This window comes from Micromonospora sp. WMMD980 (assembly GCF_029626035.1).
GTDB lineage: Bacteria > Actinomycetota > Actinomycetes > Mycobacteriales > Micromonosporaceae > Micromonospora.
Window position 1 is genome coordinate 1289120 of record NZ_JARUBE010000003.1, and the last position, 19494, is coordinate 1308613.

Annotated in this window: 17 protein-coding genes; 10 read left to right on the plus strand and 7 right to left on the minus strand. The window is 74.2% G+C overall.

Annotated features, from left to right (window positions below; all coding sequences use genetic code 11):
* The first annotated feature begins 19 nt into the window (after positions 1-19).
* A complete protein-coding gene (locus tag O7618_RS06510; protein WP_278105059.1) occupies positions 20-985 on the plus strand; it encodes a YafY family protein in 966 nt (321 codons plus the stop codon).
* Between the two features lie 23 nt (positions 986-1008).
* Here the strand turns inward: O7618_RS06510 and O7618_RS06515 are convergent, their stop codons facing one another.
* Complete coding sequence (locus O7618_RS06515) at positions 1009-2064, minus strand: FUSC family protein (RefSeq protein ID WP_278105060.1); 1056 nt, start codon at positions 2062-2064, stop codon at positions 1009-1011.
* A 478-nt stretch (positions 2065-2542) separates the two neighbouring features.
* On the opposite strand from O7618_RS06515, the gene O7618_RS06520 reads away from it, so the two are divergent.
* Entirely contained in the window at positions 2543-2710 is a 168-nt protein-coding gene (locus O7618_RS06520) for a hypothetical protein (protein ID WP_278105061.1), read from the plus strand.
* A gap of 57 nt (positions 2711-2767) precedes the next feature.
* Positions 2768-3316, plus strand: coding sequence for a hypothetical protein (locus O7618_RS06525; RefSeq protein WP_278105062.1), 549 nt, complete (start codon positions 2768-2770; stop codon positions 3314-3316).
* Between the two features lie 12 nt (positions 3317-3328).
* On the opposite strand, the gene O7618_RS06530 is transcribed toward O7618_RS06525, so the two are convergent.
* Both O7618_RS06530 and O7618_RS06535 read right to left on the minus strand, forming a co-directional pair.
* Positions 3329-4270: a TIGR01777 family oxidoreductase gene (locus O7618_RS06530; protein WP_278105063.1), complete on the minus strand. Its 942-nt coding sequence runs from the start codon at positions 4268-4270 to the stop codon at positions 3329-3331.
* Between the two features lie 197 nt (positions 4271-4467).
* Positions 4468-5817: a right-handed parallel beta-helix repeat-containing protein gene (locus tag O7618_RS06535; RefSeq protein ID WP_278105064.1), complete on the minus strand. Its 1350-nt coding sequence runs from the start codon at positions 5815-5817 to the stop codon at positions 4468-4470.
* Between O7618_RS06535 and O7618_RS06540 the strand changes: the two genes are divergently transcribed.
* The 6 genes from O7618_RS06540 to O7618_RS06565 all read left to right on the plus strand — a co-directional run bounded on the left by O7618_RS06540 (position 5807) and on the right by O7618_RS06565 (position 11554).
* Complete coding sequence (locus tag O7618_RS06540; protein ID WP_278105065.1) at positions 5807-6838, plus strand: LacI family DNA-binding transcriptional regulator; 1032 nt, start codon at positions 5807-5809, stop codon at positions 6836-6838. The two genes, O7618_RS06535 and O7618_RS06540, sit on opposite strands and share 11 nt — an antisense overlap.
* A gap of 191 nt (positions 6839-7029) precedes the next feature.
* Positions 7030-7995, plus strand: a complete 966-nt coding sequence (locus O7618_RS06545) for a cupin domain-containing protein (RefSeq protein ID WP_278105066.1) — start codon at positions 7030-7032, stop codon at positions 7993-7995.
* Positions 7992-9263, plus strand: coding sequence for an MFS transporter (locus O7618_RS06550; protein ID WP_278105067.1), 1272 nt, complete (start codon positions 7992-7994; stop codon positions 9261-9263). The genes O7618_RS06545 and O7618_RS06550 overlap by 4 nt, the downstream gene beginning before the upstream one ends.
* A gap of 28 nt (positions 9264-9291) precedes the next feature.
* Positions 9292-9444, plus strand: a complete 153-nt coding sequence (locus O7618_RS06555) for a hypothetical protein (protein ID WP_278105068.1) — start codon at positions 9292-9294, stop codon at positions 9442-9444.
* Position 9445: 1 nt separating this feature from the next.
* Positions 9446-10852 (plus strand): YcaO-like family protein, encoded by a 1407-nt coding sequence (locus tag O7618_RS06560; RefSeq protein WP_278105069.1) that lies wholly within the window; start codon positions 9446-9448, stop codon positions 10850-10852.
* A 141-nt stretch (positions 10853-10993) separates the two neighbouring features.
* Positions 10994-11554: a hypothetical protein gene (locus O7618_RS06565; protein WP_278105070.1), complete on the plus strand. Its 561-nt coding sequence runs from the start codon at positions 10994-10996 to the stop codon at positions 11552-11554.
* Positions 11555-11776: 222 nt separating this feature from the next.
* Here O7618_RS06565 and O7618_RS06570 read toward each other — a convergent pair whose 3' ends face one another.
* The 3 genes from O7618_RS06570 to O7618_RS06580 all read right to left on the minus strand — a co-directional run bounded on the left by O7618_RS06570 (position 11777) and on the right by O7618_RS06580 (position 16996).
* Entirely contained in the window at positions 11777-13294 is a 1518-nt protein-coding gene (locus O7618_RS06570) for an FAD-binding protein (RefSeq protein WP_278105071.1), read from the minus strand.
* Between the two features lie 100 nt (positions 13295-13394).
* A complete protein-coding gene (locus O7618_RS06575; RefSeq protein WP_278105072.1) occupies positions 13395-14231 on the minus strand; it encodes a shikimate dehydrogenase in 837 nt (278 codons plus the stop codon).
* Complete coding sequence (locus O7618_RS06580; RefSeq protein WP_278105073.1) at positions 14228-16996, minus strand: LuxR family transcriptional regulator; 2769 nt, start codon at positions 16994-16996, stop codon at positions 14228-14230. Before O7618_RS06580 ends, O7618_RS06575 begins: the two co-directional genes overlap by 4 nt.
* A gap of 461 nt (positions 16997-17457) precedes the next feature.
* Here O7618_RS06580 and O7618_RS06585 point away from each other — a divergent pair, with 461 nt between their 5' ends.
* Positions 17458-18294 (plus strand): ROK family protein, encoded by an 837-nt coding sequence (locus O7618_RS06585; RefSeq protein WP_278105074.1) that lies wholly within the window; start codon positions 17458-17460, stop codon positions 18292-18294.
* On the opposite strand, the gene O7618_RS06590 is transcribed toward O7618_RS06585, so the two are convergent.
* Positions 18250-19332, minus strand: coding sequence for a 3-dehydroquinate synthase family protein (locus tag O7618_RS06590; protein ID WP_278105075.1), 1083 nt, complete (start codon positions 19330-19332; stop codon positions 18250-18252). The genes O7618_RS06585 and O7618_RS06590 overlap by 45 nt on opposite strands.
* Between the last annotated feature and the right edge of the window lie 162 nt (positions 19333-19494).

Sequence of the window (19494 nt, forward strand, 5' to 3'; positions counted from 1 at the left end):
CCGGAATAGGAGTCAGATCTTGGCCCGGCCCACCGCGCGTGTCCTGGCGCTGTTGGAGATACTCCAGGCCGGTGGCGGCTTCACGGTCGCCGACCTGGCCGGTCGGCTGGGCGTCGACGAGCGCACGGTACGCCGCTACGCCACGCACCTCGCCGACCTCGGCATCCCGGTCGAGGCCCGGCGCGGTCGCTACGGCGGGTACCGGCTCGCGCCCGGATACAAGCTGCCGCCCCTCATGCTCACCGACGAGGAGGCGGTCGCCGTCATGCTCGGGCTCGTCGCCGCCGCCCGGGCGGGGCTGGTCACCGCCGAGGGCGCGGCGGCCGAGAGCGCGACCGCGAAGATCCGCCGGGTCCTGCCGGCCGTCCTCGCCCGACGGATCGATTCGCTGCTGGGCGCCGTGGACTTCACCGCACCGGTCCGAGAACCCGCCCCGCCCGGCATCGAGGTGCTGCTGGTGCTCGCCGAGGCGGCCCGACACCAGCAACCGGTGAGCATCACCTACACCACCTGGCGCGGCCGGTCCGGCGAGCGACAGCTCGACCCGTACGGGCTGGTCTTCCACGCCGGCCGGTGGTACGTCACCGGCCACGACCACCACCGCCGGGCCGTACGGACCTTCCGGATGGACCGCATCGGGGCGGCCCGCCCCGCCCCGGGCGGGTTCGACGTCCCGGCCGGTTTCGACCCCACCACGCAGGTGCTTGCCGGCCTGGCGGCCGTGCCGTACGCGCACGACATCTCCGTGGTCCTGCACACCAGCCTCGCGCAGGCGCGGCGACGGCTCCCGCCGTCGGTCGGCACCCTCACCGAGGTGCCGGACGGAGTGCGCCTCACCACCCGAGTCGAGCGGCTCGACGGCGCGGCACAGATGCTCGCCGGGCTCGGCTGGCCGTTCCGGATCGACCGACCGGACGAACTCAGGGGCGAGATACGCGCCCTGGCCGCCCGACTGCTCGCCGACGCCGACAGCGGAGGGAAGTGAGCGGGCGTCAGGCTGACGGTGCGTCAGGCCCGGCTCAGGCCGAGCGCCTCGTCCACCCGGTCCAGCACCGTCACGTCGTCGTGGCCGACGCCGCGTAGCAGGTCGATCGCGGTCGCCCGGATCTGCCCGACGATCATGGTGACCGGTAGCGGCGGATCGGACCGCAACAGGCCGGCGGCGATCCCGACCGCCTCCAGGGCCGCCGCGTCGGCCTGCTGCGCGTGCCGGTCGGCGTCGGCGCCGCCGAGGTCGATGGCCAGCGCCTCCCCGGCCGACCGTACGGGGGTGGTCAGCGCGCCGATCGCGGCGGCCAGCTCCGGCGGCGTCGCGGTGTGCCGGCGGGTCAGGGTCACCCCGGCACGTGCCAGCACCCGGATGTTGCGGGCGGCGTAGTCGAGCTGTCGCAGCGTCGCCTCCACCTCGACGAGCTTGCCCAGGTGCCGGCGGCGCAGTCCCAGCCGCAGCGTCTCACCGGTGGCGAGCACGGCGGCCTGCATCTCGGCGACGCAGTCGTCGACCTTCCGGGCCTGCTCCAGCGCGGCGCGGGCGGCGTCCTCGTCGCAGCTCCGCAGCGCCGCGCTCACCTCATCGAGCAGGTCGGCCAGGTCGGCGTAGCTGCGCCGGGCCTGTGCCACCAGCGGCGCCAGCGGGTCGCGGGCGGCCATCACCTGGGTGGCCGCCAGCGCCACCACGCCGCCGATGAGCGCGTCGACGAAGCGGAACGGCATCAGCGTCCCGTGCGGCGCGGCGACCACGACCAGGTACATGGCCGAGACGGTGGCCTGCACGACCAGGGCGCGGCGGGCCCCGATCACCACGAGCGTCGTGGTGGTCAGCACGAGCACCAGCAGGACCGTGCCGGTGCCGGGGCCCAGCGCGTACACCAGCAGTTCCGCGACGAGCACGGCGGCGGCCACCGCGAGCAGGATCTCGACGGTCTGCCGTAGCCGTCGCCCCCGGGACTCGCCGAGCACGACGAGCGCGGCGGTCGGGGCGTAGAACGGGTCCGGGTGACGGATCACCAGCGCCGCCAGGATCCAGGCGACTGCGGCGGCGGCGGTCAGCTCGACCACGGTCATTCCGTCGCTCCGCAACCGCGCGACGGCGTCGCGTCCCCAGGTCCGCACCGGTGGTACCCCTCGTTGCCGGGGCGGACCGGTACCGGCCGCCGACTGATCTTCGGGGAGGGCCTCTACCCTGGCCGTGACCTGCTCAATCACCCGGGTGGCCGGCGGCGTCCGGGACGGCTGGACGGTACGCCTGACCCTGGCAACCTCTCCCGCGCCAGCCCCTGATCGGCCGGCTCGGGGACCGGTGGGCGCGTCGACGCGGAGTTCGTCGCCGGTCGGGCGGCGCGGCGTCCGGTACGCCGGTGCCGCCGACTAAGATAGATGTTGCTCGATACAGGTTGGTCGTGTTGGAATGGCTCGGGTCGCCGCGGCGCGGGGGTCGACCGAGCCGGTGCGGTGCGACCGTGGGCACCGCCACACCGGCTGGCCGGGACGTCTCGCCGGCCCGGCCCGGGTGGCCGGGAACCAGCCGTCCTGGAGGACGACCATGCGCAGTTTCCTCGCGGCCCTCACCGCCGCCCTGCTCCTGGGCGTCGCGGCCGGTAGCGCCCCGGCCGGCGCTTCGAGCGCCTCCCCGCGCTCGTGCGGCGGGGGCCTGCTGTTCTGCGAGGACTTCGAGCGACTCCCGCTCGGCGGACCCCGCACGCTGGACTGAGGCGTCGACACCCGCCACGGCACGCTCACCGTCGAGCGGTCCCGCCGCGGCAACCAGGTGCTGCACGTCCACACCGTCGACAACGGCCGCGCCTTCCTGCGCGTCGACGACTTCGCCGCCCCGGGCAACCGGTTCTACGGCCGGATGCGGCTGCGCGTCGACGCGTTCCCCACCGCCCCGGACTGGGCGCACTTCACGCTGGTGGAGCTGACCGGCGCCGGCAGCGCGGAGGTCGTCCGCCCGGTCGGCGGCCAGTACGCGCCCACCGTCCCCGGGATTTTCTGGGGTGTCGGCGCCGACGGCGGCCCGACCGGCGACTGGACCGACTGGCGTCCGTCCGCTCCGGTCACCGAGGACGCCTGGCGGTGCGTCGAGTGGCGGATCGACGCGACGGACAACCGCGTCGCGACGTGGATCGACGGTGTGGCGAACCCGGAGCTGACCGCGTCCACGTACGAGCACGGCGGCAACGACGTGCCCTTCGTCCTGCCGACTGTCGACACCATCAAGATCGGCTGGCAGCTCTACCAGGGCGGCACGACGCCCGCCGGGTTCGACCTGTGGATCGACGACATCGCGCTCTCCGGCAGGCGGCTCGGTTGCTGACCGGTCCTCCGTTCAGGCGCGGCGGCGTCGTGCCACCAGGTCCGCGGCCGCGGCCGGCCACCGTGGATGGGCGAACGTGAATCCGGCCGCGGTCAGCCGCCCGGGGGTGACCCGGCGGCTCTTCAGCAGCAGTTCGGTGTCGGACCGCATCACGAACGCGCCGACCTCGGCCATCCATTCGGTGGCCGGCAGACCCACCGGCATTCGCCAGGCGGACCGGAGCGCGCGCATGAGATCGCGCTGGGGCAGCGGCTCCGGTGCGGCGAGGTTCACGGCCCCGGCGAGGTCGTCGCGGGTGATGAGGAACCGGACGGCCTCGACGAAGTCCCGGTCGTGGATCCACGAGACGTACTGCCCGCCGCCGGCGACCGGGCCGCCGAGGCCGAGTCGGGCGAGCCGGCTCAGCACGTCGAACACGCCGCCGCGGTCGGGACTCATCACCATGGCCGAGCGCAGTGCGACCTTGCGGGTGTGCGGCGTCGCCGCGCGCTCCTGCTCGGCCTCCCAGTTCCGGGCGATCTCGACGCTGTAGGCCCAGTAGTCGGGCACGCCGCGCTCGTCGCCGCCGATCAGGCCGCCGTGCTCGTCGTTCGCGGCGTCGAGGCGGTGCGCGTAGATCGTCGCGGTGCTCATCTGCAGCCACACCCGGGGCGGTCGGGCCGCGCGGGCGACGGCCTCGCCGACGACGCGGGTCGACTCGACCCGTGAGCGCATCATGGCGTCGAGGTTCGACGGGGTGTACCGGCAGCTCACGCTGCGGCCGGCCAGATTGACGACCACGTCGCAGCCGTCGATCCGCTCGGCCCAGTCGCCCAGCGTGCGACCGTCCCAGTGGGTCTGGCGCGGGCCCTTCGGCGAGCGGGTCAGCAGCACCACGTCGTGGCCCTCGGCGGTCCACGCCCGATCCAGGAGCATGCCGACCTGCCCGGTGCCACCGGGAATGACGATCTTCATGGCACCCCTCGCCCGACGCCGCCTTGAACACGTTCAACTTCACGATAGGGTCGGACGGTCGGGCGGTCAAGATCGCGGTGGGCCGACCGGGAACGGCTACGACGCCGGTTCGTCCGCGCGCCCGCGCCGGGCCGGAAGGTCCGGGCCCCCCACCGTGCCGTCCAGGTCGGTCCGGGGGCCCGGCCGATCGTGCCGGCTCAGTGCTCCGCGACCGCCAGCGCGCGGGCGCCGACCTGGCCGGGGGGCGCGCCGACCGCCAGGTCCAGGGCGGCCTGCACCGGATGGACCGGGCAGTACACGACAGCCGGCGTCGCCGTGGCACCCGTCTCCCTCGCCTCGAAGTCCGCTCGTGCCCGACCCAGCCCGGCGAGCAGGTCCGAGACCGACGACTCCCCGGCGGGCGTGGCGGCCGGCGGGGCCACGACGGCCGGCTCGTCCGAATCGGACCGGTACGCGACACCGAGGCTGGTCGCGGCGGCGCGCAGGAGGTCGGTCGGCAGGGCGGCGGGGAGCAGCGCCAGGCGGTCGACGGCCGCGCGGGCGAACGTCGGGTCGACCGGCAGGGCCGGGAGGACACCTCGGTTGCCGTCGAGCGATCCGAACGGGGCGTCCTGGACCGCCCGTTCCCAGCCGGTGGGCTCGATCAGGACGGTGCGCCCGTCGACGACGTCGGCGTACCGGTTGGCGGTGACGACGTTGCCGTCGAGCCGGAGGTTCTGCCCGGCGAGGGCGACCCGGACCCCGACCCCGTCGGCGAAGCCGAGCACGTTGGACTCGACCCGCACCAGCGCCCGCCCGCCGACCTCGAGCAGGCATCCGCTCGTCGACTGCCCGGTCGACGCCCGGCCGGTCGGGTCGGCGGCGAACAGGAGCGTGTTGTCCCGCACCACCCAGGGCCCGGCGCCGGTCGTCCGCACCCGGACGGCCGTGCCGCTCGTGTTGACCACCACGTTGTTGTGGAACACGCCGGAGCCGCCGCTGATCTGCACCGCCCCGTAGGCCGCGTTGGTGAACGTGCAGTTGCGCACCTCGATCGTGCCGCTGCCGGCCCGCAGGTCCAGCAGGGCCGCGGAGTGCGAGCCGGCGGGGTCGAGGGCGCCGCTGTCGGTGTAGATGTTGTAGGTGGAGCCGTCGAAGACGAAGCCGTCGAGCACCAGGCCGTCGCAGGAGTCCTCGACGGTCAGCACGGGGTCGCCCGGAACACCCTTGGCTCTCGTCTGCGGATCCAGCACGAACCGCACGGCATGACGCCAGGGGTCTCTCGTCGCGAAGTCGGCCCGGTAGCCGCCGAGCATCGTCAGGTGCGTGACCGGGATGCGCCAGGCGCCGGAGCGCAGGCGGCCGGCGTACTCGCCCTCGGCGACGTGGATGCGGTCACCCGCCGCGGCCTTCTCCAGCGCCTGGAACGGGTCGCGGAAGGGTGCCTCCCGGCCCCCGTCGCCGCCGGACGAGCCGGCGCGCACGTACCAGTCGCGACCTGCTGGTCGAGGGGCGGCGAGGAGCGCCGCGGCGGGCGCCGGCGTGGAGGGAGTCAGGGTGTCACTCACCGAGTCGGACGGGGCGGCGGCCGCGCCGGGCCGGCCGGTGACGATCTCCTACATCGCGCGGACCGCCGGGGTGTCGATCCCGACCGTGTCGAAGGTGATCAACGGCCGCTCCGGTGTGGCCTCGGAGACGCGGGCCCGGGTCGAGGCGTTGATCACCCGGTTCGGATACCGGAGGCCACCGTCGTCCACTCGCACCAACCTGGTGGAACTCGTCTTCGACCGGCTGGAACACATGTGGGGCGTCGAGGTCATCCGCGGTGTGGAGCAGGCCGCCCGGGAGAACCGGGTGGGCGTCGTGCTGACCGAGTTCGGTCCGGAGCGCGGCGCGGTCCGCTACTGGATCGACGACACGCTCGCCCGCCGCCCGGACTGCGTCATCTCGGTGGCCCAGTTGTCGAGCGAGCAGCGCGACCAGTTGCGTGCCCGGGGCATCCCCTTCGTGGTCTTCGACCCCACCGGCGAGCTGCCCGACGACGTCCCCTTCGTCGGGGCGACCAACTGGGCGGGCGGCCGGGCGGCCACCCGGCACCTGATCCGGTTGGGACACCGACGGATCGCGATGATCGTCGGCCGGGACCGGATCCTGTGCTGCCGTGCGCGGCTCGACGGCTACCGCTCCGCGCTGGAGGCGGCCGAGCTGCCGGTGGGCGCCGACCTCGTGGAGCGGGCCGAGCTGACCGCCGAGGGCGGCCGCGCGGCCGCGCTGCGTCTGCTCGGACGCAGCGACCGCCCGACCGCGATCTTCGCCAGCAACGACCTCCAGGCGGTCGGCGTCTATCACGCGGCGCGGGCACTCGGGCTGCGGATCCCCGTCGAGCTGAGCGTGGTCGGCTTCGACGACCTGCCCGTCGCCGCGCTGGTCGACCCGCCGCTGACCACCGTGCACCAGCCGCTGGCCCAGATGGCGGTGGCCGCGACCGAGCTGGCGCTCGCCCTCGGACGCGGTGACCGGACGGCGAGCACCGGCATCGAGCTGGCGACCAGCCTCACGGTGCGGCAGAGCACCGCGGCGCCGGGCTGATCGTTCCTGGCGCGACGCGGTCGGCCCGGCCGACCGGATCGCGGCGGCCACTGTCACCACGCCCCACTGACCGCCCATTACCAGGTCATTGTCGGCGGTTGCTCTTGACGCTCCGGATCGGCGGCGGTCAGTCTCGAACCAGCGCGGCGCCCCGCGACGCCGCGTCAACGGGGAGGACCACCATGCACGTCGTGGCGACCGATGCTGCGCCCTGCCGGCCGGCGGACGGCCTTGCCGGCCTGCTGAAGCCGTTGGACGAGACCGCGTTCCTGCGGGACCGTCTCGGCGTCGAACCGGTGCTCGTCAAGGGCCTCGACGAGCGGTTCACCGCGCTGTTCGGCTGGGACGTGCTCAACGAGGCGCTCGCCGCCCAGCGGGCCGACCCGTCGCGCATGCATCTGGTCCGCGCCTCGCAGGGTGTCTCGCTGGCGTCGTGCGCCGAGGCGGTGCCACAGCTCGCCCCGCGGGGCCGGCCCAGCCGGCTCGTTCCCGACCGCCTCCAAGCCGCCCTCGAAGCCGGCGCCACCCTGGCCGTCGACGGGGCCGAGGAACTGCACGCACCGCTGCGCGAACTCGTCGCGGCCGTCGAGCGCAGCCTCCGCTGTCTCGTCCAGGCCAACCTCTACGTCAACCTCGGCGGCGCCGAGCCGGGGTTCCACACCCACTGGGACGACCACGACGTCATCGTTCTGCAGTGCGAGGGCGCCAAGCACTGGGACGTGTACGCTCCGACGATCGCACACCCGGTCGGTGTCCTGAGCGACCCGCCGCCGCCGTCGAAGTCGGACGTGGCCTGGTCCGGGCTGGTCGAGCGCGGCGACCTCCTCTACCTGCCGCGCGGCTGGTGGCACACGGTGAAGGCGATCCCCGGCAGCCCGTCCGCACACCTGAGCCTGAGCGCGCGGCTGCCGTCCACCGCCGACCTGCTGCGCCGCCTGCTCGCGCGACTCGCCGCCGACGAGCCGGTCCTGCGCCGGGACCTGCCTCGGTTCACCGACGGCGAGCGCTGGTACGCGGAGCTGCGTACCGTTCTCACCCGCGCGGTGTCCGAACCCGGCCTGTTGGAGAAGCTCGCCGCCGACCTCGACTCCGGTGCGCCCGACCGACCCCGCTTCCGGCTGCCCCAGGGTGGCGCCCGGCCCACCCCGCCGACGTGACGCCGCCCGCCGGCCACGGCCTGCGCCTACCCGGCGCGGTCGCCGGGCTGCCCGCTGCCTTCTGGTGGATCTGGTGCAGCATCCTGGTCAACTGGATGGGCGCGTTCGCCGGCCCGTTGCTGATCCTGTCGCTCACCCTCGGCCGTGGCTACTCCGCCGCCTCGGCGGGCCTGGTCGCCGCGTTGCTCGGGCTCGGCGGCATCGTGGGCATCACCACCGGTGGGGTGCTGGCCGATCAGATCGGCCGGCGGCGCACGATGGTCGCCGGGCACCTCTGGACCGCGATCAGCATGGCCCTGCTCGGGCTGTTCGAGGGGCACCTCGCGGTCTCGCTGGCCGCGTTCGCGGTCGGCCTGGGCAGCGCCTCCGTACGCCCGGCGGCGCAGGCGTCCCTGGTCGACCTCGTCCCGGCCGCCGACCGGCAGCGGGCCTTCGCCCTCAACTACTGGGCGCTGAACGCGGGCATCTCGGTCTCCGCCGTGCTCGCCGGTCTGCTGGTCGGGCGGGGCTACACCCTGCTCTTCCTCGCGGACGCCGCCGCGACGCTGCTGTGCGCGCTCGTCGTCCTCGCCAAGGTGCCCGAGACCCACCCCGCCCGCGGCCCGGCCGCCGCAGTCCCGGGCCGCCGCGCGCCCGGCATCGTCCGGGACCGTTCGTTCCTCGTCTTCGTGCTCATGACCCTGGTCTTCGCAGCCGTGTTCGAGCAACACGCGGTCGGGCTGCCGATCGTGATGACCCGCGACGGCCACTCGGCGGCCGCCTACAGCATGCTCAACGTCGTCAACGGGGTCCTGGTCGTCGCGCTGCAGATCCCGCTCAGCACGCTGGCCGCGCGACGCTCCCGGCCGGCGGTGCTCATCGTCGCGGGCGTGCTGGTCGGGTGGGGGCTCGGGTTCACCGCGTTCGCGGACGGCTTTGCCGCGTACGCGGCCGCGACGGTCGTCTGGACGGTCGGTGAGATCCTCCAGGCCCCGATCGGCAGCGCCGTCACCGCCGACCGGGCGCCCCTGCCACAGCGCGGCCGTTACCAGGCGACGTACGGGCTGTCCTGGTCGGTCGCGGCGTTCATCGGCCCGGCGGCCGGCGGGCTGGTCCTGGACCGCTGGGGCTCCGGGGCGCTGTGGAGCGGATGCGCCGTGCTCGGCACCGCGGCCGGGTTGGGCGCGGCCCTGGTCGTCCGCCACCACCAAGTCTCCCGTGCGACCGGGCCACCGGTCGTCGGGGCCGGGACGGACAGCCGTCCCGGCGCGCCCGCACCGCTGGGGTGACGGGTTCGAACGGCAGAGGGAGAGCGACATGGAAGACAAGGTCATCGTGAACAACTGCGTCGCGGCCTACCTGGAGGAGGACGCCGAGCAGTTCGTCGTGAACAACTGCGTGGCGAGCTACCTCGACGTGGACACCGAGCAGTTCGTCGTCAACAACTGCGTGGCCGCGTACACCGACTGACGTGGTGGCGCCGACGGGCGCCGGCCCCGCTCCACGCGACGCCGATCGCGCGGAGCGGGGCTCCGGCCCGCCACCCGGCCCCGCGCTCGACGCGCAGCCGGGCGTCTCCACCCGCACCCGCGTGTTTCGCGGTCCCGGTGGCCTCCCACCCCGCTTGACGCTGGCCGTCACCGACCTGGCCGACCGCGCCCACGACCTGCCCTGGCTCGCCGACCGGCAGTCGTTCGGCACCTCCTGGGACGATCCGGCGCGGGCGGTGCTCGCGGCGCGGGCGGAGGCCGTCGAACGGGTGGCGGGCGCGGCGCCGCCCGCTCCCGGCCGGCTGCGCCACGGCAGCTACCAATCGCTGACCGGCGTGGGGCTGCGGTGCGTGGACCCGCGCGAGCTGGCGCTCTACTCCGACCGGCAGTACGCCACCGAGGGCTTTCCGTTCGAGCCCTTCGGGATCGACTCGCCCGCGCACTGGGTGGTGGGGCACGCGCCCGACACCGGCGAGACCGTCCTGGTGCCGGCGTTCCTCGTGTACGCCGGCTGGCGGCGGATGCCGCGCCCACACCCCGAGCCGCGCTACGCGTTTCCCGCCATCGGCGGCATCGCGGCCGGGACCACCTACCCCGACGCGGTCGAGTCCGGCCTGCGGGAGGTGGTGGAGCGGGACGCGGCGGCCTGCTGGTGGGCACAGGCGGCCGCTCTGCCGGCGTTACCCGTACCCGGCGCGCTGCGGGCGCGGCTCGCGGGTGCCCGCCGGGGTTTCGAGGTCCGGCTGCTGGCCCTGCCGACCGAGTTCGGCATGCCGGTGCTGGCGGCCGGTGTCCGCGACGGGACGGAGGGCTGGCTCACCTACGGGACCGCGGCGCACCCCGACCCGTACACGGCTGCGGCCAAGGCGCTGGCGGAGGCGTACACGTTACAGCTGAGCTGCCAGACGTTGAGCGACCCCCGCACGGTCGTCCCGACGCCCGGGCGTCGGTCACCGCTCAAACCCTGGCGGGCCGACCGCCGATACCTCGACTCCTACCGCGCCGACCACGGCGACGTGGTGGAGCAGATCTGTCATCTGCAGGCGCACCTGGACCCGCGGGCGGCGGACCGGGTCGCGCGGTGGGCCTGGGACCTCCCGGCCGGCAGTTGGTCGGATCTGCCGACCACGCCGCCCGACGGGAGGCTCCTCGACCGCGTGCGCGCGTCCGGTCATCCGGTCGTGTCCGTGGACCTGACCACCCCGGAGGCGGCGGCGGCCGGCCTGCGGGTGGTGCGGCTCGTCGTGCCCGGCACCGTGGGCGCGGCCCCCGCCGCCTACCCGTACCTGGGCGGGGACCGGCTCCGTCGGGCCGGCACCCGGCTGGGATATCGGGACGCGGACCTCGCCGAGGATGATCTCACCACCTTTCCCGTGCCGCACAGCTGAGGTGCCTGGCCGGACCCCACCGGGGGCCCTACCCCCTCCCTATTGTGCGGTCGGCCGGATCGGCGTCCGGTCGGGCGTCGTAGCCTTTCCTCGGCCGGCCGGTACGCCCTGTGCCCCTTCTCTCCGCTAAGGCGTGAAACCGTGAATCGTGAAGAGCTGACCCTTTCGCAGGCCGACGCGTCGTGGGCCCTGTCCGAGCTGGCCGACGCGTTCAGCCACGAACTTCGCGTCACCGGCGCGCTCGGCGCCGCCGACGACCTCGGCACGGCCGGGCTGCTGATGCGCCTGGTGACGGAGCCGATGCCGGCGCCGGTCCGCTCGTCCTTCCTGTTCCTGGGTTGGCAGGAGTGGAGCCGTGACGTCGCCGCCCCGATCCGGGTCGAGGTGGCGCGGCGGGCCGACGCGGAAGCGGCCCAGATCCTCGAGCTGGCCGATCTCGCCGCACTGGATCCCACGGCACGGCCCATCTGGTGCGACTACGCGGCCCGGCTGCGCCGGTTGGTCACCGAGCGGCGGGAGATCGAGGGGCCGCTGATGACCTACTGGCTGTTCGAGCACGCCCGCCGGACCCAGCGACTGCTCGGGGTGCCCCCACTGCGTGCGGCGGCGGCGAGCCGTGCCCTGCGGACGGCGCTCGGCTCGGGTCTGTCGGGCGCCACCGCCCCGCTGGCGCTCGCGGCTTCCGCCGTCGTGCGGGCGTGAGGAGGGCGGGGTGCGGGCGCGTCGGAACGACCCGCGCGCGGCGGTGCCGGGGCGCCGCCGCGCGGTGCGGTGGACGCATGGCCGGCGCGCGAGCGCGGTGACGCGTGACCGGGGCCGGATGTCCCTGCCGCCCGGGCGTGCCCGACGCGGCGCGGAAGGTGTCGTCGTCCCCAGCGCCTTCGGCGGCGGACCGCGGCCCGTCGCCGAAGGGTGGATCGGTCCTCAGCCGGCGGCCGAGCCGATGCTGCGCCCGTGCTGGAAGAAGTTGTCCGGGTCGTAGCGCCGCTTGACCCGCACGAGACGCGGGTAGTTGACGCCGTAGTACTGGCCCGGCCAATCCGGCAGCGTGGCCCCGGGGAAGTTGACGTAGGCGCCGGTGCCGGGCGGGTCCAGGAACGCCGCCGCGTCCGCGGCGAAGCGCTCCACCGCCGCGGGCAGGGACGGATCGGGCTCCATGGCCTCCGACGCCAGCCCGACGATGAACTGCGCGGTCCGGTGCACGTAGGCGGTGGCGTTCGCCGGCACCTGGTTGGCCACGCCGCCGAGGGACATGGCGTGCAGGGCGCGGAGTTGACCGGCCCGCCGGTCGCGGTCGTAGACGGCGAGCAGGGTGTCGACCTCCGCCTCGGTGAACGATCGGTCGAAGTATCGGTACTGCTCGCGGAGGAAGCCGCTGCGCGGCAGCACGGCGTCGGGGTTGAGACCCTCGCGGTGACACTGGCTCGTGGTCAGGTCGGCACAGCCGTAGATGGCCGTCATGCCCTGCTGGTAGGTCCCGTCGGTGACCACCGCCGCCTCCGGCTCGACCCCGACCCGGGCGCGCAGGTCGGCCAGCGCCGCGTCGAGCTCCGACTTCGGGCCGAAGTAGCCGCCACTGACGATCACGGCCGGACTGTTGCCCGGGGCCGAGTCGAGCATGAAGACCTGCAACTGCGACCCCAGGTTCGTCGACGCGGCCACCGACCAGGGCTGCCAGCCACGAATCACCTTCTTCGCCAGCTCCCAGCCCCACGTCAACGAGAAGAAGACCATGCGCGGGGCGTCGATCGGGCGGACCTCGAAGTCGACGACGATGCCGAAGTTTCCACCACCTCCGCCGCGCAGGGCCCAGTAGAGGTCCGGCTCGGTGGTGGCCGAGGCCCGCACCAGCCTGCCGTCGGCGAGCACCACCTGGGCGGAGACGAGGCGGTCACTGCCGATGCCGAACTTGCGGGTCTGCAGGCCGATCCCGCCGCCGGTGAGGAATCCGCCGGGGCACACCGTCGGGCAGGTGCCGGTCACCACCTGCCGGCCCGTCGTGCTGAGCTTGTGCAGGGCGTCGATGGCCTCCAGACCGGGACCGATGTGCACCGTGTCGCCGGTGACGGTCGCGTGCTCGATCCGGGTGACGTCGATGACCAGGCCCGGCCCCGTCGACCAGCCCAGCACCGCGTGACCGCCGCTGCGGACCCGGACCCCGACCCCGTTCTTGCGCGCGAACACCACGCAGTTCTGCACGTCGGCGGCCGTCTCGCAGTAGGCGATGGCGGTGGGGTTGATGGCGTCGAACTCCGCGTACTGCAACTGTTTCGCCGCGGCGTAGCTCTCGTCGGTCGGGAGGACGAGATCGCCCTGCAGGCGCTGGCGCAGGCGCTGCCACGCGCTGCCGCCGTATCCGCCTCCCACAGCCAGCGGGCCGAGGGCGGAGCTGGCGGCGGCGAAACCGGCGCCCGCTCGCAGGATTGCGCGTCTGGTATGCATTCTCCGGGACTCCTTCTCGACAGTGGTGGCAGTGCATGGCCCGGGGGGATCACCGCAAGGTAGAACGCGGAATTCACCCGGAGACACCCGTGACAGTCCCCTACATCTCCGCCGCCGGACCGGCGCCGATCCGGAAGAACCGGCGGTACGAGTCGAGCTGGTGGCGCAGCATGGGCAGGCCCGGCTGGACCGGATGCCCCCGCGTCCTCGCCGCCCGCAGCAGCGCGGTCTCGGGCGGCTGCATCACGATGTCGACGACCACCGTGCCGGCGCGCAACGCGCTCGGATCCAGGGGCAGCGGATCCGTCGCCCGCATCCCGAGCGGGGTCGCGTTGACGGCGACGTCCGCGTCGGCCAGTCGCGGCGCCGGGCTGCCCGCGGTGCGTCCCGGCCATCCGCCGTCGAGCCGGCGCAGCAACCGGTCGAGCCGGACCGGATCCACATCGGACACCCACACACGCGCCGCGCCGGCGTCGAGGACGGCGACGGCGATGGCGCTGCCCGCCCCACCCGCGCCGACGATGCTGACGGTCCGGCCGGAGACCCGGTGCCCGGCCGCCCGCAACCCGGCCACGAAACCGCTGCCGTCGAAGTTGTCCGCCGACCAGGTGCCGTCGGGTTCCCGGCGCAGCGCGTTCGCGGTCCCGGACACCTCGACGGTGGCGCTGAGGTGATCGGCGAACCGGAGGACGTCGGCCTTGTGCGGCACGGTCACCAGGATGCCGTCCAGGTTGCGGATCGCCCGCAGGCCCGCCATGACGGCCGGCAACCCGGCCGCGTCGACGTGCACCGGCACGAGGACGCCCGGATGGCCGTGCGCGTCGAACATCGCGTTGAGCATCCCCGGCGCCTTCACCTGGGTGACCGGGTCGCCGAGCACCGCGTACAGGCGGGTCGCCCCGGTGATGGCCGGCGCGCGTCGCCCCGGCGTGGTCAACTCGCCGAAGCCCGCGGTTTGACGCCCGCGTGCCAGGTCAGCTCGCTGGGCAGCTCTCGCCGGTGCGAGATCTTCAGCTTCCGGTAGACCCGGGTGAGGTGCTGCTCCACGGTGCTGGCCGTCACGAAGAGCTTGCGGGCGATCTCGCGGTTCGTGTAGCCCATGGCCGCGAGGGCGGCGACCCGTCGCTCGGAATCGGTCAACTCGTCGAGCTGGTCGCACCGTTCCGGCGTGCCGGTCGCCTCGCCGAGGCCGTGCCCCACGGCGAGCAGTTCGCGGTGCAACGGGTCGGCCTCACAGACGAGTGCCATGTGGATGGCGCGGCGGAACACCACCCGCGCCCGGCGGTTGCGGTCGAGCAGGTGGTAGGCGGTGGCGAGGTCCGCCAGGGTGAGGGCCTGCTGGTAGCGGTCGTCGCAGCTCTCCGAGAGCTCGAGCGACTCGGACAGCAGCTGCGGACGCCGCTCGGCCGGACCAGCGGCGGCGAGCACCCGCAGCGCGGCGCCCCGGTTGCGCGCCCCGGTGCCGGTCCGGGACAGCTCGTCACCGGCCAGCCGCCGTGCCTGGTCGTGGTTGCCCAGGCGCAGCCACGCCTCCGCCGCGCTGGTACGCCACGGCACGATCCCGGCGGCGTCCAGACCCCAGCCACGCACCATCTCAGCGCAGGACAGGAAGTCGGCCAGGGCGGCGTGGTGGTGCCGCACCGCCATCCGGTACTGCCCGCGGGCGAACAGATAGAGGAGGCCGTAGCGGGTCTGGAACATCGCCTCGGGAACCGGTCGTGCGAGCAGCGCGCCGGCCTCGTCGAACTGGCCGAGGCGGGAGAGGGCGAGCACGAGGGTCGACAGCGGCAGACCTGCCGCCAGGCCCCAGGCCCGCGTGGTGAGCTGGTCGAGTGCGGCCTCGGCGTTGGTGACCGCCGCGGTCAGATCGCCCAGTTCGAGGCAGATGTCCGCGTACGCGGCGGTGAGCACGGCGTTCATCGTGCGGTGCGAGCGCGCGTCGGTTCGGCGGCGGAGCCGGTCGCACCACCGCAACGCGCTCTGGACCCGGTCGGCCCGACAGAGGGCGCGGAGCGCGACGAGCGCGGCCTCGTCCTCCCACCCGGTGAGCCGGCCCAGTTCGAGGTCTTGCAGCGTCTGGGCGGCCCGGTCAGCGGCGTCCGCGGTACGGCCGTTGACCAGCGGTGCGATCGTCGCCGCGGTGGCGTGCAGCCAGGGGTCGGTCATCCGGCGCAGCGGGAACGCGTCGCCGTCCTGCGGGGCCGGGCCGGCGGGGTGCCGGGCCAGGGCCGGCGCCACGTACGCCAGCCACTGCTCCAGGTCGCGCAGTTCCACCACGGCGCCCGGGTCGCGGTGGGCGTCCGAGCGGATCAGGTTCAACGCGTCGGTGGCCTCGGCGACCCGGCCGCTCCACAGCAGACGCTTGACCAGCGTGAACCTTTCCCGATGGTCGAGCTGCGCGTCACGCAGCGCGGTACGCAGCGGGTCGAGGTGCCGCGCCCCGGCGGCGGGATCCGTTTCCCACTCGATCTGTGCCAGCCGGACCCGCAGCGAGGCGGCCTGCGGTGGCGGGGGCGTGCCGCGCAGGGCGCACTCCAGGGCGCTGACGGCGGCCTGCCGGTCGTCGACGGCGACGGCCTGCTCGGCGGCCTCGACGAGGATCGGCGTGGCCCAGGGCGGCGGCGCGGTGCCGGCCGACACCAGGAGGGGAGCCACCGTGGACGCCGGCGCCCCGCCGTCGAAGAGGACGTGCGCGGCGCGCTCCTGGAGCCGGGTGCGCTCGTCGGCGGGTATGTGGTCGAGGAGGGCTTCTCTCGCGCTCTCGTGCCGGAAGGCGCCCTCGCGCATCAGCCCGGCAGCCGTCATGGCGCGCAGCGCGCCGTCCACCGCCCGTGGATCGGCGTCGACGAGGTCGTGGAGGGCTCGGGTCGTCGTGCCGTCACCGAGGACCGCCACGGCGCGTGCCACCGCCCAGAGCGTGGGATCACCGCGGTGCAGGCAGCCGAGCAGCGCGCGGCCGTACCGGTCCAGCCGGTCGTCGGGGTCCTCCGGCCCGTCGAGCAGGGCGCGCAGCAGGAGGGGGTTGCCGCCGGTGAGTTCGTAGACCTCGGTGGCGAGGTGGTCGGCGCGCCGGTCGCCGACGCCGAGCCGTACGGCGGTGGCGACGCCCTCCGGTGACAGGGGCGCCAGGTCGATCCGGTGCACGTGCAACTGCCGGTCGAGCGCCAGGTGGAACACCGACCGGGTGGGCGCCGGTTCGGTGTCGGTCAGGACCAGGAGGACCCGGGCGGTGGGCAGCCGGCGCACCACCTGTTGAAGGAAGTCGAGCGACACGTCGTCGGCGTGGGCGACGTCGTCCACCGTGAGGAGAACCGGTTGCTCCTCGGCCTGCCGGCGCAGGATCAGCCACAGCTGCTGGAAGATCCACAGGATCTCCGGGTGCGGACTGCTCCGGTCGCCACCTTCGTGCGAGGCGGCCTTCGTGAGCAGGGCGGCGATGGTGTCGGCGTGCGCCTCGAGAGCCGGGTGCTGCATGAGCTGGTGCAGCATTCCGCAGGTCAGGGAACGCTCGGAGCGATCGCAGACCGCGCCGAGCACGAGCGCGCCCGCATCGGCCGCCCGCTCGCTGAAGGCGTGGACCAGCGCGCTGCGGCCGGTCGCCGGCGCTCCGGTCACTAGGGTCGCCTGGCCGTGTCCGGCCCAGGCGCGACGTGCCAGTTGATCGAGGAGGAGGATTTGTCTTTCGCGCTCGATCAGATGCATCTACGGCCCCCGGTTGGTCGCCATCTCACGGAGAAGGGTTGCTTCGTCACGCAAAGAAGTCGCGGGAAACGGTAGCAACGTGTGGTGGACCTTGCGCCGGACGTTGCCACTGGGAGGTAACTGCAGGGCAAAGCCCCTGCTCCCGGGGCACGTCGGAGTCCCGTTGACGGTCGCCGGGTCACGTCGGTGTTTCGCCGGCGTTTCCCGGGCCGGTCGAACCGTCACAATCCTCGTCGGCTTGCACGCTTGCGCGTCGATCACGATATTTGTCGTCTATGCAAGGATCGCGAGGGCAATTACTGGGCGCTGGGTGCCGGGTCGCGCCCGGTCACGCCGCCGGTGCCTAGAGTATCCGCGTCCACATCGGAGGGACGTCGCCGGATCTCGGCGGCGGGGCGCCGCGGGGGGTCACCATCTCATACCTGGGCATCGACATCGGAGGCACCAAGGTCGCCCTCCGGATGGAGCGGGACCCGTCGTTCCGCCACGAGACGGTCGTGTCCTGGCCGGCGCCGGGCACCGCCGAAGCGGACCTGGCGGTCCTCGCCCGGCACGTCCGGGACGTGCGCGACCGATGGCCCGAGCCGGTCACGTCGGTGGGCGTGGCGCTGCCGGCCGCCGTCGACGACGCCGGGCGCGTGCTGACCTGGCCCAGCCGTCCGGGCTGGGCCGGCGTCGACGTGCGGTCGGTGATGCGTGACCTGTTCCCGCGGGCCCGGGTGACCTGGGCCGACGACGGCGAGCTGGCGGCCCTGGCCGAGGCGGCCGTGGCCGAGGTGGCCGATCTGCTCTACGTCGGTGTCGGCACCGGCATCGGCGGCGGTCTCGTCTGGCAGGGGCGGCTCGTGCCCGGCCTCGACCGTGGATCCTGCGAACTCGGCCATGTCGTGGTGGACCGCGCCGGCCGCGTCTGCGTCTGCGGCCGGCGCGGGTGCGTGCAGGCGTACGCCTCCGGGCCCGCGGTCCTGCGGGCGGCCGCCACGCTGCGGCGCGCGCCGGTCGACGCGGCGGAGCTCCACGACGGCCTGGGCCGCCGCGCACCCTGGGCGGTGGCGGCGGTCGACGACGGGGCCGCCGCGCTCGCCGTGGCCATCACCTCGGTGAGCGAACTGATGCGTCCGGCGACCGTGGTGATCGGCGGAGGCTTCGCCGCCGCCACCGCCGGGTACGTGCCCACGGTGGCGCGCCACGTCCGGGACCTCAGCCGGCCCGGCGTGCCGGCACCCGAGGTCCGCGCCGCCGCGCTCGGCGGGCTATCGTCCCTGCACGGCGCGGTCCTGCTGGCCCGTCGCGCCTGACTCCGCCGGCAGTTCGGCGCGGGGCATGCCGTCGAGCACGTCGCGTACGGCGCGCTCGTCCACGTCGGGGACGAGTTCGGGCCCGCGCGGGCCGTCCAGGACGAATGCCAGGCCCCCGGTCGTCGCCTTCTTGTCGAGGCGCATCAGGGAGATCAACTGGGCGACGTCCACCCCGGTCGGCAGTGCCTCCGGAAGCCCGTAGTGGCGCACCACCTCGACGTGCTCGCGCACCCGGGGCGGGGCGATGCGGCCGAGCGCGCCGGCCAGCCGGCCCGCGAAGACGGTGCCGACCGCGACCGTCTCACCGTGTCGCCAGGTGTAGCCGGTGGCGCGTTCGATGGCGTGCCCCAGCGTGTGACCGTAGTTGAGGATGTGCCGGAGGCCGGCGTCGCGCTCGTCGGCGGCCACGATCGCCGCCTTGCGGGAGACGCTCGCCGCGATCTGCGCGGTCACGTCGAGGCCGCGTAGGTCGCCGCCGCCGATGAAGTGGCAACGGGCGATCTCACCGTAGCCGTTGGTCCACTCGCGTGGTGGCAGCGTCCGCAGGTAGTCGACGTCGCAGAGGACCGCGAGCGGCTGCCAGTAGGCCCCCACCAGGTTCTTGCCCTCGGGCAGGTTGACCGCGGTCTTGCCACCCACGCTGGCGTCGACCTGGGCCAGGAGCGTCGTCGGCAGGTGGATGACGGGCACCCCGCGGTGGAACATCGCCGCCGCCAACCCGACCATGTCGGTGGTGGTGCCGCCGCCGCAGGAGACCACCACGTCGGACCGGGTCAGCTCGAAGCGGGCGAACTGCCGGCAGAGCTCGCCGACCGTCTCCAGTGTCTTGTGCGCCTCGCCGTCGCGGGCGGGCACCAGGAGCCACGGCACGCCCGGGTCGACGGTCCACTCCGGGGGCCGGGCCGAGACCACCACGGCCCGCCGGGCACCAGTGCCGGCGACCACCTCGGGGAGGAGATGGCGAACGCCACTGCCGATCGAGACCTGGTAGGCCCGCTCACCCAGGGCGACATCTATCTGCCGCACCGTCGAGGTCATGCGCTCCTCCTTCGCCGCCCGGGACCGGGCCGTGTGCGCGGGGCGCCGGTGACGCGCCCGGATCCGCACGCTATCCGCCGGGCGGCGCAACCGGCCCACCACTCGACGTCCGGACGCGGTCCACGTCGAAGTCAGGGAGGCGCTAGGGGGCCGGCTAGGGGG

Coding starts and splice junctions, on each gene's coding strand:
- O7618_RS06515 (WP_278105060.1), bottom strand. CDS start 2,064: ATGACCGTGGTCGAGCTGACCGCCGCCGCCGCAGTCGCCTGGATCCTG.
- O7618_RS06520 (WP_278105061.1), top strand. CDS start 2,543: ATGCGCAGTTTCCTCGCGGCCCTCACCGCCGCCCTGCTCCTGGGCGTC.
- O7618_RS06530 (WP_278105063.1), bottom strand. CDS start 4,270: ATGAAGATCGTCATTCCCGGTGGCACCGGGCAGGTCGGCATGCTCCTG.
- O7618_RS06555 (WP_278105068.1), top strand. CDS start 9,292: ATGGAAGACAAGGTCATCGTGAACAACTGCGTCGCGGCCTACCTGGAG.
- O7618_RS06570 (WP_278105071.1), bottom strand. CDS start 13,294: ATGCATACCAGACGCGCAATCCTGCGAGCGGGCGCCGGTTTCGCCGCC.
- O7618_RS06580 (WP_278105073.1), bottom strand. CDS start 16,996: ATGCATCTGATCGAGCGCGAAAGACAAATCCTCCTCCTCGATCAACTG.
- O7618_RS06585 (WP_278105074.1), top strand. CDS start 17,458: ATGGAGCGGGACCCGTCGTTCCGCCACGAGACGGTCGTGTCCTGGCCG.
- O7618_RS06590 (WP_278105075.1), bottom strand. CDS start 19,332: ATGACCTCGACGGTGCGGCAGATAGATGTCGCCCTGGGTGAGCGGGCC.